The 13,670-nt window shown below is 33.3% G+C and carries 15 protein-coding genes, 1 tRNA gene and 1 pseudogene; 7 read left to right on the plus strand and 10 right to left on the minus strand.

The features are described from left to right. Nucleotides 1-192 precede the first annotated feature (192 nt). Entirely contained in the window at nucleotides 193-723 is a 531-nt protein-coding gene (locus Q4517_RS00550; protein WP_303505028.1) for an RNA methyltransferase, read from the minus strand. Between the two features lie 121 nt (nucleotides 724-844). Between Q4517_RS00550 and mutS the strand changes: the two genes are divergently transcribed. Next, nucleotides 845-3,454 (plus strand): DNA mismatch repair protein MutS, encoded by a 2,610-nt coding sequence (mutS, locus tag Q4517_RS00555; protein WP_303505030.1) that lies wholly within the window; start codon nucleotides 845-847, stop codon nucleotides 3,452-3,454. An 8-nt stretch (nucleotides 3,455-3,462) separates the two neighbouring features. Here mutS and folE read toward each other — a convergent pair whose 3' ends face one another. Beyond that, a complete protein-coding gene (gene folE / locus Q4517_RS00560) occupies nucleotides 3,463-4,122 on the minus strand; it encodes a GTP cyclohydrolase I FolE (protein ID WP_303505032.1) in 660 nt (219 codons plus the stop codon). A 16-nt stretch (nucleotides 4,123-4,138) separates the two neighbouring features. Continuing rightward, nucleotides 4,139-4,540 (minus strand): MerC domain-containing protein, encoded by a 402-nt coding sequence (locus tag Q4517_RS00565; protein WP_303505034.1) that lies wholly within the window; start codon nucleotides 4,538-4,540, stop codon nucleotides 4,139-4,141. Nucleotides 4,541-4,610: 70 nt separating this feature from the next. On the opposite strand from Q4517_RS00565, the gene Q4517_RS00570 reads away from it, so the two are divergent. From Q4517_RS00570 to Q4517_RS00590, 5 genes are all read left to right on the plus strand, one after another. After that, the gene (locus Q4517_RS00570; protein ID WP_303505036.1) at nucleotides 4,611-4,997 is read left to right on the plus strand and encodes a Fur family transcriptional regulator; all 387 of its coding nucleotides are present in this window, start codon (nucleotides 4,611-4,613) and stop codon (nucleotides 4,995-4,997) included. A 91-nt stretch (nucleotides 4,998-5,088) separates the two neighbouring features. Next, the gene (locus Q4517_RS00575; RefSeq protein ID WP_303505038.1) at nucleotides 5,089-6,423 is read left to right on the plus strand and encodes an MATE family efflux transporter; all 1,335 of its coding nucleotides are present in this window, start codon (nucleotides 5,089-5,091) and stop codon (nucleotides 6,421-6,423) included. A 21-nt stretch (nucleotides 6,424-6,444) separates the two neighbouring features. Continuing rightward, on the plus strand, nucleotides 6,445-7,212 hold the full coding sequence (locus tag Q4517_RS00580) for an enoyl-CoA hydratase/isomerase family protein (RefSeq protein ID WP_303505041.1): 768 nt from the start codon (nucleotides 6,445-6,447) through the stop codon (nucleotides 7,210-7,212). Between the two features lie 2 nt (nucleotides 7,213-7,214). Continuing rightward, nucleotides 7,215-7,388, plus strand: coding sequence for a hypothetical protein (locus Q4517_RS00585; RefSeq protein WP_303505043.1), 174 nt, complete (start codon nucleotides 7,215-7,217; stop codon nucleotides 7,386-7,388). A gap of 134 nt (nucleotides 7,389-7,522) precedes the next feature. Beyond that, nucleotides 7,523-7,972 carry a 6-carboxytetrahydropterin synthase gene (locus tag Q4517_RS00590; RefSeq protein WP_303505045.1) on the plus strand — a complete coding sequence of 150 codons (450 nt, stop codon included), beginning with the start codon at nucleotides 7,523-7,525 and terminating at the stop codon, nucleotides 7,970-7,972. Nucleotides 7,973-8,025: 53 nt separating this feature from the next. Here the strand turns inward: Q4517_RS00590 and pth are convergent, their stop codons facing one another. The 3 genes from pth to Q4517_RS00605 form a co-directional block, all read right to left on the minus strand. Then, on the minus strand, nucleotides 8,026-8,592 hold the full coding sequence (gene pth, locus Q4517_RS00595) for an aminoacyl-tRNA hydrolase (RefSeq protein WP_303505047.1): 567 nt from the start codon (nucleotides 8,590-8,592) through the stop codon (nucleotides 8,026-8,028). Nucleotides 8,593-8,729: 137 nt separating this feature from the next. Next, a complete protein-coding gene (locus Q4517_RS00600) occupies nucleotides 8,730-9,308 on the minus strand; it encodes a 50S ribosomal protein L25/general stress protein Ctc (protein ID WP_303505049.1) in 579 nt (192 codons plus the stop codon). Between the two features lie 21 nt (nucleotides 9,309-9,329). Next, the gene (locus Q4517_RS00605) at nucleotides 9,330-10,271 is read right to left on the minus strand and encodes a ribose-phosphate pyrophosphokinase (RefSeq protein ID WP_303505051.1); all 942 of its coding nucleotides are present in this window, start codon (nucleotides 10,269-10,271) and stop codon (nucleotides 9,330-9,332) included. A gap of 111 nt (nucleotides 10,272-10,382) precedes the next feature. Here Q4517_RS00605 and Q4517_RS00610 point away from each other — a divergent pair. Beyond that, a tRNA-Leu gene (locus Q4517_RS00610) sits at nucleotides 10,383-10,466 on the plus strand. A gap of 37 nt (nucleotides 10,467-10,503) precedes the next feature. Here the strand turns inward: Q4517_RS00610 and Q4517_RS00615 are convergent. From Q4517_RS00615 to Q4517_RS00630, 4 genes and pseudogenes are all read right to left on the minus strand, one after another. Beyond that, entirely contained in the window at nucleotides 10,504-11,622 is a 1,119-nt protein-coding gene (locus Q4517_RS00615; protein WP_303505053.1) for an NTP transferase domain-containing protein, read from the minus strand. Continuing rightward, on the minus strand, nucleotides 11,615-12,091 hold the full coding sequence (moaC, locus tag Q4517_RS00620) for a cyclic pyranopterin monophosphate synthase MoaC (RefSeq protein WP_303505055.1): 477 nt from the start codon (nucleotides 12,089-12,091) through the stop codon (nucleotides 11,615-11,617). The genes Q4517_RS00615 and moaC overlap by 8 nt, the downstream gene beginning before the upstream one ends. Nucleotides 12,092-12,238: 147 nt before the next feature. Then, nucleotides 12,239-12,331: pseudogene (locus Q4517_RS00625) on the minus strand (endonuclease); the annotation flags it as partial. Between the two features lie 79 nt (nucleotides 12,332-12,410). Continuing rightward, nucleotides 12,411-13,607, minus strand: a complete 1,197-nt coding sequence (locus tag Q4517_RS00630; protein WP_303505057.1) for a molybdopterin molybdotransferase MoeA — start codon at nucleotides 13,605-13,607, stop codon at nucleotides 12,411-12,413. Between the last annotated feature and the right edge of the window lie 63 nt (nucleotides 13,608-13,670).

Consider the following 13,670-nt stretch of genomic DNA (forward strand, 5'->3'; position numbering starts at 1 on the left):
CCATATTAAATAGGTTTTTTTAATTACAAAATAATACTTGGGATAGGGGATAATTAAGTCCCTAAAATAACAGGTTTTTTGAGAAGAGACAAGAAAATAATAGGTTTTTAACGTTTTTTGTTTGTTGTTAACAGTGAGATAGCCACGTCGTTACCACTCCTCACTATGACGCTCTGAATTATTATAATGGTGTTACTTTTCCATTTTAGTAAACAAATCCCATAAAACTACACCACAACTCACAGAGATATTCAACGAATGTTTGGTTCCTAATTGCGGAATTTCAATACAAACATTAGAAGCAGAAACAACTTCTTGCTGTACACCTTTTACTTCATTTCCAAATATAACAGCGTATTTTTGGTTGGGTTCAGGAGTAAAAGTATCTAACATTGTGCTGTTTTCCGCTTGTTCAATAGCTAAAACCTTTACATTTTCTGATTGTAGTTTTTCAACCAAATCAACTGTGTTTTCAACATATTCCCAATCTACAGATTCGGTAGCACCTAAAGCCGTTTTATGAATCTCTTTATTAGGCGGCGTAGCGGTAATACCACACAAATAAATTTTTTCAATTAAAAAAGCATCCGAAGTTCTAAATACCGATCCTACATTATTCAAACTACGAATATTATCTAACACTACAATGAGAGGAGTTTTATCCGTTTGTCTAAACTCTTCAAGGGTTTTTCTGCCTAGTTCGTTGTTTTTTAATTTTCTCATTTTGTTGGGTAACTTTTAGAGGTCAATAGCTAAAAGCTAATGACTAAAAGCTAATGACTAAAAGCTAATGACTAAAGACTTTTTTCTATCTTCGCAAAACTAACCCAAAAAATCCATAAACTTGGCAAAAACAAAGGCAAAAAAGGTAACTCCATTAATGCAACAGTACAACGGAATTAAGGCAAAATATCCGGACGCGATGTTGTTATTTAGAGTAGGCGATTTTTATGAAACCTTTGGAGAAGATGCTATAAAAGCATCCAAAGTTTTAGGTATTATTTTAACCAAAAGAGGAAGTGGAAGTGAAAGCGAAACCGCATTAGCTGGTTTTCCGCATCATTCTTTAAATACCTATTTACCTAAGTTAGTAAAATCTGGATTGCGTGTTGCTATTTGCGATCAGTTGGAAGATCCCAAAATGACCAAAAAGATTGTGAAACGTGGGGTTACGGAGTTGGTAACTCCTGGTGTTGCGTTGAATGATGAGGTGTTACAATCAAAGTCAAATAATTTTTTAGCAGCCGTCCATTTTGGTAAAAAGTTATTAGGAGTTTCGTTTTTAGATGTGTCAACGGGAGAATTTCTCATCGCACAAGGAAATGAAGAATATATAGATAAACTCTTGCAAAACTTTACACCAAGTGAAGTTTTGGTAGAAAAGAAATACAAGCAACAATTTTTAGAAGTATTTACCAATCGTTTTCATGCATTTTATTTGGATGATTGGGTGTTTCAAAAAGATTATGGAGATGAATTACTTCGAAATCATTTTAAGGTAAAAACGTTAAAAGGATTTGGAGTTGAAGAGTTAGAATATGGAATTGTGGCTGGAGGTGCAGCCATGTACTATTTATCGGAAACACAACACAACAAAATAGAGCACATACAATCTATCAGCAGAATTGCGGAAGATAAGTATGTGTGGATGGATCGATTTACCGTAAAAAACTTAGAATTATACGGAGGTAATTCTGTGAATTCGGTTTCGTTATTGGATGTAATTGATAAAACAATTTCTCCAATGGGAGGGCGTTTGTTAAAACGTTGGTTAGCGCTCCCGTTAAAAGATTTAGCTCAAATTCAACAGCGACATGAATTAGTAAAGTTTTTAATTGATGACGATGCCTTTTCTGAAACAGTAAGCTATCAGTTAAAACAAGTTTCTGATATCGAACGACTCATTTCAAAGGTTGCAACAGGCAAAGTATCTCCAAGAGAGGTTATCTTGTTGAAAAATTCGTTAAAAGCGATTCTTCCGATAAAGACTTCCGCAGAAAGCAGCGAAAACGCTGCCGTTAGGTTATTAGGAGAAAAAATTAATACGTGTGATGAATTAATTGATAAAATTACGGAAACGGTATTAGAAGAAGCTCCTGTAAATATAAACAAAGGAAATGCGATTGCCAGCGGAGTTTCTGAAGAGTTGGATGAATTACGTAGTATTTCAAATTCTGGAAAGGAGTATTTAGATACCATGTTAGCTAGAGAAACAGAACGTACAGGAATTCCGAGTTTAAAAATAGCCTTTAATAACGTATTTGGATACTATATTGAAGTTAGAAATACGCATAAAGAAAAAGTTCCAGAAGAGTGGATTCGTAAGCAAACCTTGGTAAATGCAGAACGTTATATTACTGAAGAATTAAAAGAATACGAAGCCAAAATTTTAGGAGCAGAAGAGAAAATTCAGCAGTTAGAAACTGAGATTTTTGCCAAATTAGTACAATATATTATTGGCTTTGTACAACCTGTACAGCAAAATGCACAAAATGTGGCTAAGGTTGATGCTTTACAATCTTTCGCAACCTTAGCTACTGAAAATAATTATGTACGTCCGTTAATGGATGATAGTACCGATATTGAAATTAAAAATGGTCGCCACCCGGTTATTGAAAAGCAATTACCATTAGGCGAAGAATACATAGCCAATGATGTTGTGTTGAACCGTAATCAGCAACAAATTATTATGATTACAGGTCCGAATATGTCGGGTAAATCAGCCATTTTACGTCAAACTGCTTTAATTGTATTATTAGCGCAAATGGGAAGTTATGTTCCTGCTCAAAATGCTCGAATAGGTATGGTGGATAAGATTTTTACAAGAGTAGGTGCGAGCGATAATATTTCGATGGGTGAGTCGACATTCATGGTTGAAATGAATGAAACCGCATCGATCTTAAATAACATTTCCGACCGTAGTTTGGTGTTGTTAGATGAAATTGGACGAGGAACATCTACCTATGATGGAATTTCCATTGCTTGGGCTATTTCAGAATACTTACATGAACATCCATCGAAAGCAAAAACACTATTTGCAACGCATTATCACGAGTTAAACGAAATGACTTCCACGTTTGAACGTATTAAGAATTTTAATGTATCGGTAAAAGAGCTAGATAATAGTATTATTTTCTTACGTAAGTTAGTAGCTGGAGGAAGTAATCATAGTTTTGGTATTCATGTAGCAAAATTAGCGGGAATGCCAAGTATGGTAATTCATAGAGCAAACAAAATTCTAAAAGAGTTAGAAGACTCACATTCACACAAAGAGGTTAAAGAAACCTTGAAAGAAGCACAGCATGCAGATATGCAAATGAGCTTTTTTCAGTTAGACGACCCTTTGTTAGAAGATATTCGAGAAGAAATTTTAACAACAAACATCGATACCTTGACCCCAATTGAAGCCTTGATGAAGCTGAATGAAATAAAACGAATGTTAACGAAGAAGTAATTGGTTAATTATTCTCTATTTTCAAACTCGCAAATTTTAAAAAACTCATTACGAACAGCTAAATCATTAAAACTTCCTCCATACTCAATAGTTGTTGTGTAACTATTCTTGTCTTTAATTCCGCGAGAAGAAACACATAAGTGCTTTGCATTCACCAGTACAATTACATCTTCCGTTTCCAAAGTTTTTTGTAAATCTGTTAAGATTTGTAAACATAATCGCTCTTGTACCTGTGGTCTGTGTGAATAATAATCTACTAAACGATTAATTTTCGAAAGCCCGATAACCCTATTTTTTGGAATATAACCAATATGTGCATAGTCACTAATAGGAAGAAAATGGTGTTCGCATGAAGAATCGATAGTAATGTTTTGTTCCACTAGCATTTTACTATAACCGTATTTATTCTCAAAAGTATAAGCTTTGGGTCTATTAGATGGGTTCAATCCATAAAACAACTCTTTAACATACATTTTAGCAAAACGATAAGGTGTCCCAGACAAACTATCATCTGTTAAATCTAAACCGAGCTCCTCCATTATTTTTGCAAAATGACCTTGAATATTTGCAATCTTTTCTTCGTCTGACTTAACAAATGCATTTGGTGCTAAAGGTGTTTCAATATTTGTTAAAATGTGATTATCTCCTATATAGTCATGCTTGTTCATTTCTTAAACTATTTAATTAATTATTAGCGCAACAAGTGTTGTTTGCACACTGACAATACTTTCTATTATATGTATGTAGAAATACTAACCCTAAAGATGGTACATAAATACTTTTTTCAGGTAATTTAATGCTTTGTATATATTCGTTTAAAATGATTATAAATAAAAGCACAAACGTAATCCAAAGAGCATACTTCATCCATTTTTTTGAAGTAGTTTGAACCGAATTTTGAATAGCAAAAAATGAAATGACTAGAAACAAAACGTCTATACTTTTCCACCAAAAAGGAACAGTTTCATGACTACAACAGGCAGCATGAGATTGTATAACAAACAGAAAAGGTGTAAATATGCAATGTACCAAACATAGACCGCTCGACAAAGCTCCTAATGTATCTGATTTTTGTTTGAGTACCATTGAATTTCTTAATTTAGTATTTTGAAAAGTAAAAGTACGTTATTTTTTTAATTGCAACAAAGTTGCGTTAATGGATTTTATGGGAGTTATTAGGAAAACAAAAGCAGTAAAAAAATTATTAAGCTTATTTGAGTCTGGAGTTTCAGCAATTGCTGCTGTTGATTTAGTGAGTAAATTAAATGAAGAAATGAATAAAACTACGGTCTATAGAGTTTTGGATCGCTTAGAAAATGATGGTGTTATACATTCTTTTATGGGAAAAGAAGGTGTAAAATGGTATGCTAAATGTACTAGTTGTTCTTCGCATCATCATAATGATATTCATCCTCATTTTCAATGTACTGACTGCAAAAAAGTAACATGTTTATCTATAGATATTTCAATTCCTCAGGTTGAAAATTATATCATAGAAAGTGCTACTGTTTTTTTAACAGGTAAATGTGAGGTTTGCTCTTAAATAAGATAAATAGAAATCACATACTTCGATAAAAACAATACATTGCAATTTCATTTTTCAACTTCAATAATAGTTATTTTTGTTAACTATTATGCAACATGACATTAGTTTTAAACACATAAACAAATTAGCAATGCCTGCATTAATTGCAGGAGTTGCTGAGCCGTTACTTTCTACCACAGATTTAGCCATTGTAGGTAACATTGAACACAATGCTACCGAAAGTATTGCTGCCATAGGTATTGTAGGGGCTTTTTTATCCATGTTAATTTGGGTATTTGGGCAAACACGTAGCGGAATTTCTTCTATCGTTTCTCAATATTTAGGAGCTAATAAGCTCGACGAAATAAAAAACTTACCAGCACAAGCTATTGTTATTGTGTTAGGAGTAAGTGCACTTATTTTAGGAATCAGTTACCCGTTTGCAAAAGAAATTTTTGAGTTATATAATGCTTCAGGAACCATTTTAGACTATTCTGTTGCGTATTATAAAATTCGTGTTTTTGGATTTCCGTTTACGCTTTTTACGATTGCTGTTTTTGGTACGTTTAGAGGTTTACAAAACACCTATTACCCAATGATAATTGCTTTAGTTGGTACGTTTATTAATATAGGGTTAGATGTTGTGTTGGTGTATGGAATAGAAGGTTTGATTCCTGCAATGCATATTCAAGGTGCAGCGTATGCAAGTGTTGTAGCACAAGCTACTATGGCAATAATTTCGGCGGTATTATTGGTAAAGAAGACAGATATTCCATTAAAATTCAGCCTGCCTCTTAATGCTGAAATACCAAAGTTTATAAACATGGTTTTAAATTTATTTGTGCGAACTATAGCGTTAAATGTTGCTTTATATTTTGGAACTTCCTATGCTACTGATTATGGCGACGCTTATATTGCAGCTTATACAATTGGTTTCAATTTATGGCTTATGGGAGCTTTTATGATTGACGGTTATTCTTCTGCAGGAAATATATTATCAGGAAAATTATTAGGAGCAAAAGCTTATAAAACCTTAGTCACGTTGGGGAATAGGTTAATTACTTACGGATTCCTTTTCGGACTCTTACTCACAGCTATTGGTTTTGTTTTGTATCAATTTATAGGAAAAGTATTCACGAAAGAACCTGAGGTTTTACAACAATTTTACAATACTTTTTGGATTATTTTAATCATGCAACCTATTTGTTCTATTGCTTTTATTTATGATGGAATGTTCAAAGGGATGGGAGAAATGAAGTACTTACGAAACGTTTTATTATTAGCAACAGGATTCGTATTCGTCCCAACCTTATTATTTTTTGATTCATTAGATTATAAACTGTATGCTATTTGGATTGCTTTTTTCCTGTGGATGATTGCTAGAGGAACTCCATTAATTATAAAGTTTAGAAGAAAGTTTTTACCACTTGCTCAAAAAACGTAATTTTGAGCAAACAACAAATAAATGACTACAACTAGAGAAAACGGAAGTTTATATACACATATTGAAAATAAGATTGCTACGGTTGAATTCGGGCACCCAGCTAGTAACTCTTTTCCAAGTGTGTTGTTAGAACGTTTAGCAAATGAGTTTGATAAGCTTTCAATTAATAATGAAATTTCAGTAATTGTACTAAAATCAGAAGGAGATCGTGCTTTTTGTGCAGGTGCTTCTTTTGATGAATTGGTAGCAATTGATAATTTAGAAGATGGAAAAGCTTTTTTTTCAGGTTTTGCAAATGTTATTAATGCGATGCGAAGTTGTTCGAAGCTAGTTGTTGGTAGAGTACAAGGAAAAACTGTGGGCGGTGGAGTTGGATTAGCAGCTGCTTGTGATTATGTATTAGCTACAGAGCATGCTTCTATTAAACTTTCTGAGTTTACGATAGGTATTGGTCCTTTTGTAATTGCACCTGCCGTAGAGCGCAAAATAAATGTAAGTGGATTAGCGGAACTAACCTTAGACGCTACCAGTTGGAAAAATGCGTATTGGGCGAAAGAAAAAGGTTTGTATGCCCGTGTTTTTGAAACACAAAGTGAATTAGATAAAGAGGTAGAAATATTATCAGAAAAATTAGCTTCGTATAATCCAGAAGCATTGGCAGAAATGAAAAGGGCTTTATGGACTGGAACGGAACATTGGGAAGAACTCTTGATGGAAAGAGCAGAAACCTCAGGAAAATTAGTATTGTCTGAGTTTACCAAAAAAGCCTTAGAAAAATTTAAGAAGTAAGAATGTTTTTAATTCAAGATGAAAAAAGTTCTACAGCATATAAAGCCGGATATGAAATAGGACAATGGATAGCACATAATTCTTTCCTGGCTGTGTTACTCGGAGTAGTGGTTTCAGTAGGTTTTGTGTGGATATTAACAAAAGTTGTAAAACAAATTCGTAATTTTGGCGAATAAAAATAAAATAGTATGGGTGGAGATTATTTATTTGCCATTTTAGCAGCAGGTGTTGCAGTAGTTTATTTCTTTAATAAATATAGAGCAAACAAAAAATTTAAGAGAAAATAAGAGCCTTTTAAAAAGGAGAATATATGAGCAATATTAGAATTACCAAACAGTTTACTTTTGAAACTGGACATGCGTTGTACGGTTATGATGGAAAATGTAAAAATGTTCACGGGCATAGTTACAAGCTTTCGGTTACCGTAATTGGCTCTCCAATTACAGATGTTTCCAATGTTAAGTACGGAATGGTAATTGATTTTGGTGATTTAAAGAAAATCGTAAAAGAAGAAATTGTTGATGTATTTGATCATGCTACGGTATTCAACAAAAATACGCCACATGTAGAGTTAGCCAGAGAGTTAAAAGACCGAGGACACCATGTGATATTGGTAGATTATCAGCCAACAAGTGAAATGATGGTGATTGATTTTGCTAAGAAGATACAAAATAGACTTCCTGAAAAGATTAAACTGCACGCCATTAAACTACAAGAAACGGACACTAGTTTTGCTGAGTGGTATGCTTCTGATAATTAACGAATAATCAGTTATCATTGAAGGTGGATAGTTGTTCACTGGTAATTGATGGGTTATTTCCCATTAAACTCATTCATAGTATTAGCTAAACCTGACGTAATAAAAGAGGTTACAGCTTTTACAGAAAAAGGAATACGCTCAATCATCGCGCTTTCTTCATCAGCATTCCATTCGCCCAAAACATAATCTACTTGACGACCTTTGCTGTATTCAGCCCCTACACCAAAGCGAAAACGAGGATAGGCAGCTGTATTAAACTTATCTTGGATGTCTTTTAGACCATTATGTCCGCCAGAACTACCTTTTCCTTTAATACGAATCTTTCCGAAATCAATATTTAAGTCATCGGTAATAATTAATAAGTTTTCAACTTGAATGTTTTCTTTTTGCATCCAGTATTTAACAGCTTTACCACTTAAATTCATATAAGTGTTCGGTTTTAAAACGATAACTGTCTTACCTTTAATTTTAAGTTTGGCAATATCTCCTAGTTTTTCAGTTTCAAAAGAACTTTCATGTTCTTTTACGAAAGCATCTACGATTTTAAAGCCGATATTATGACGTGTATTGGTATATTTTTCACCAATATTACCTAAGCCTACGATTAAAAATTTCTTCATTGAATTGTCTTCTTTCTCTGTTAATTGTTTTGTAGAAAAACCAAATAATCTTTTCAAAAAAGTTGTAAAAACCATGCACCAAAAATAAAAAAAGCGCTACACATGGTAACGCTTTTGTATAATTATAGTTTTGCTGTCTAAGCTTCTTCAGTTTCAGATGCTGCTTTAGCGGCATTACGAGACATACGAACTTGAGCAACTACTGTGTTGTCTGGGTGTAAAAATGTGTATTTGTCATTTTTTAACTCAGTAACATATAATTTATTACCAATTTCTAATTCAGTAATATCAGCTTCGATATAATCTGGTAAATTAGCTGGTAAAGCTTTTACTTTTAACTTACGTAAGTTGTGACGTAAAGCACCACCTACCATAACACCTTTAGAAGTTCCAACTAAACGAACAGGAATATCCATTGTTACAGCTTTGTCTTCAAATAATTGGTAGAAGTCTACGTGTAAAATACTATCTTGTACTGGGTGGAATTGTATATCTTGCAATACAGCACTGTATGTTATACCATCTAATTCAATCGTAGCAGTAAATACGTCTGGAGTATATACTAATGGCTTGAACGATTTTTCGTCAGCTGAAAAGTGTACTGGCTTGTCTCCTCCGTATAATACGCAAGGAACCTTTCCAGCATTACGTAAGGCTTTGGTTGCTTTTTTACCTACGCTTTCTCTTTGAGATCCTTTGATTGTAATTGATTTCATTACTTTGTTTATTAAATTTATTTACATTAAAAATTGATCACTAATTGATGTATTGTCTTGGACTTTATGCATCACATCAGCGAATAAAGTGGCGCAAGATACAATTTTTATTTTAGATACACTCTTCTTTAAGGGTATTGTATCTGAAACAATTAGCTCTGTTAATTGAGAGTTTTGAATTCTTTCGTAAGCATTGCCAGAAAGAATAGGATGAGTACAGATGGCACGTACACTTTTTGCTCCTCTTTCCATCATTAAATCAGCTGCTTTAGTAAGAGTTCCTCCAGTATCAATCATGTCGTCTACAAGAATCACATTCTTGCCTTCGACCTCACCAATAAGCTCCATATGAGCAATTACATTAGCTTTTTGACGCTGCTTATAACAAATAACCACATCACTTTCTAAATACTTAGAATAAGCATAGGCTCTTTTTGAACCTCCCATATCTGGAGATGCGATTGTTAAATTATCTAACTCTAAGCTTTCTACGTATGGTAAAAAGATAGTAGAAGCGAATAAATGATCTACTGGCTTTTCAAAGAATCCTTGAATTTGATCAGCATGTAAATCCATAGTCATAATCCTAGTTGCTCCAGCTGCTTCTAGTAGTTTTGCAACTAATTTGGCACCTATGGCTACACGAGGTTTATCTTTTCTGTCTTGACGTGCCCATCCAAAATATGGCATTACAGCTGTAATATGTCTTGCTGATGCACGCTTAGCGGCATCACACATTAATAACAATTCCATTAAATTATCTGTTGAAGGAAAAGTAGATCCTATAAGAAAAACTCTACGCCCTCTAACTGATTCTTCAAAAGCTGGTTGAAATTCACCATCGCTAAAATGTGTTGTCGTTAAATTTCCTAACTCAGTTCCATATGCGTTAGCGATTTCTTCTGCAAGTTCAACACTTTGTGAACAGGCAAAGACTTTTGGGCTTAATTGATTTGTAGCCATTTACAAAAAGATATTTTTAGTTAGTGTTGTTGTCAAGGCAAAAATAAAACTATTTTAAGAGTTTAAAAGATATTTTAAATGAAATATTTTATAGATTTGCACTCTCCAAAAGCCAAAGTGGTGGAATTGGTAGACACGTCGGATTCAAAATCCGATGCTCGCAAGGGCGTGTGGGTTCGAGTCCCACCTTTGGTACTAAAAAGCACTTAAACTCAGTTTAAGTGCTTTTTAGTTATGAGTTAATTTCTCTTTTGACTTGTTCAAACTCTTCAGGAGTATTGATGTTTCTTATAAGGCCGTCATCAATTTCAATAATTTCAACTTCGGAATTGATTAACATTTTACGAGGGCAAGAATAACCTTGTGCTAAATAAGCTAATAATTTTCTGTAAGCTTTTGGTTCGTAAATGGTGATTAAAGGCTCAGGAAACTCTTTGTTTTTACCTTTGATTGCAGTAGCAACTTTACTTGGATTCCTTTTTTGTAATAATAATTGAATAAGGTGATTATTTACAAATGGAAGATCTGTAGCGATAACTAACCATGCTGAGTTTGGATCTTTTTGAAAAGCAGAACAAATACCTCCAAATGGCCCTAAGTTTAAAAAGGTATCGGGAATTTCATTTGTTGTTTCCGAATAAGTAGATGAACCTCTTACAGAGTAAAAAGTTTCTAAATTGTTGTTTTCTAGTAACTCTTTTACATGTTCTTTTTGAGGCTTTTTATAGTACACTAACTCCGATTTGTCACGTCCCATTCGAGTACTTTTTCCGCCTATTAAAACCAGCCCTTTTACAGGAGCAATGTTTTCTTTAATGAGATTGTGTATATGATTAGATATTTTATCAATCTCATTAATGGTATAAGAGGTACTATTTTTGATGTTTGGAAAACGCTCTAGTAAACAATCAAAATATACTGAATCTTCGTTCAACTTAATTATAAACTGAATGTTTGTTAATTGGTCTAACCTTTTTTTTACAGAAGCTTCTTTCTCGTCATCTAAAATCAAAATTTGTTTCGCTCCTTGGTAATGATTTCCGTTAACGAATACAAAATCGTGATTGTAAAACTGTAAGCGTTGTTCGTATTTGTTTACAATAGCAGTAGTATTTAGCTGTAAATTACCTTTATGATGAAAGGTATATTCAGATAAAGTATTTTGCTCAACATCTTTAGCATGCGAAGCATCAAAATAGCCTAAATTATATTTCGATAACCTTTTTGAAACTTCATTAACTAAATCAGTAATAACCCCGCATTTTGTTCCTAAAATAGCTACTTCATTAGGAGCAAAATTATCATTATGCTTTTTAACAAGGTTTGTATGTTTGGTATGCTTCTTATCCATTTTTTATATCTGATTTTCCGCCTGTTTTTTCTACTAGCTTTACTTCTTTAATTACCATTTTTTGACTGATAGCTTTACACATATCATAAATAGTTAAACAAGTTGCTGAAGCTCCTGTAAGTGCTTCCATTTCTACTCCCGTTTTTCCTTCAATAGTCACTTTACAAAAAACCTCTACATGTTCATCGTCTACAATATTGATGTCAATATCCACTCCGTTGATTAACAAAGGATGGCACATTGGGATGATATCAGAAGTCTTTTTTACGGCTTGAATTCCAGCAATGATAGCTGTTTGAAAAACAGGCCCTTTTTTAGTGATGAGTTCATCATTGGTAAAATGACTTACAATTTCTGAACCTAAAAACATAGTAGCTTTAGCGACGGCGGTACGTTTCGTAATTTTTTTATCAGAAACATTGACCATTTTAGGTTGATTTTGTTCGTTTATGTGTGAAAAGTTGCTCACTTTTTATAAGTTTTAAATATTGAGTTCTTGTCAGGTTTAGTTGTCACATCGAGTGAATTTCGTTTTCGACAGAAAAAAGAAATTAGTATCGAGATGTATATTAGACTGGTTCTCGATACAGTTTCCACTCATTTCGAACAGACACTTTTACTTTTTAAAGTTCTTTTTTGCTAAGTTAGGAAGTTTTTCAAACTCATTATTTATAAGGGCTTCTTTTTTAGATCTAGACCATTTTTTAATTTATTTTTCTTATTCCAATCATGAAAACCACTTGAACTAACAAGATTATTTTTCATAATTAAAAGCTCAACATTCAAAACTAAAAACTACGATACGTTAGTGCCGGAAAAACACATCCTTTTTTAAATGCTACTTCTTCTGTTTTTGGTAGTTCAATAAAACCATCGGCTTCTACTAAACTAGCTAAATCACCAGAACCATTTCCTTGTATTGGGTTTGCGTATACTTGTCCGTTTTCTGAAGTTAATTTTACTTGTAAAAAACAGCTTAAATTAGGTTTAAAAGTGATGTCTTTTGCTAAAGTAGCTGTTTTTTCTTCGGAAGAAACTCCAACAGATTTTTTATACCAAGGATAAAAATACACCAAACAATTTACAAATGTGGAAACTGGATTCCCAGGAAAAGCAAACACGTTGCAGTTATTTGTAGTGCCGAACCAAAATGGCTTCCCTGGTCGTTGTGAAACTCTATGGAATAATTTTTCAACACCCAATTCATCTAAAACTTCGGGTAAAAAATCAAACTTACCCTTACTAACAGCACCACTAAATAATAGCACATCATATTCTTTTAAGTAGGATTCTATTTTTTCTTTTAAAATTTGTTTTTCATCAGCTATATGCGCTGTTTCTGCTGGAATTTTTAAATTGTTCAATAAGGAAACTAACGTGTATACATTACTTCTCCGGATTTGGTGGTCTAACGGATTTTCATTTACATCAACCAATTCATCACCCGTAGAAACAATCATCACTTTAGGTTGTTTGGCAACTTTTACAGTGGCTTTTCCAACGGTAGCTAATACACCAATTTCAGCGGTGGAAATAATCGTATTCTTTTTTATTAGAACTGTACCTTTATTTTTATCAGAACCTTTTCTGTGAATGTTTTGCCCTTCTTTAGTTTCATCAACAATAATAGTTGCTACTTGAGTGTTAATTTCAACATCTTCATAACGAATTATTGTGTCACAGTTGTTAGGTAATACTGCACCCGTCATTACTTCATAACAGTTGGCAGCATTATTTAGTGTTTGTTGTGGACTTCCAGCAGCTTGGATTCCTTCTATTTTAAAGTCATGAAGCCCTTGTTCAAAAAAACGATAGTTGATCGCGATTCCGTCCATGGCTACTCGGTTGAAAGGGGGAAAATCTCTGTCAGCAACAATATCTTCCTTTAAAACTCTTCCGACAGCTTCTAAAAAAGAAATTTCTTCAACACCAAAATCTTGTGTGTTTTCTAAAATTATATGTTTGGCTTCTTTTACTGTAATCATATGTTAAAGTGTAACTGTTAAAAAGTTTAATTGTTACAATTTCAAATTATCTAATTGACACAT

The organism is Tenacibaculum sp. 1_MG-2023, from assembly GCF_030547425.1.
GTDB lineage: Bacteria > Bacteroidota > Bacteroidia > Flavobacteriales > Flavobacteriaceae > Polaribacter.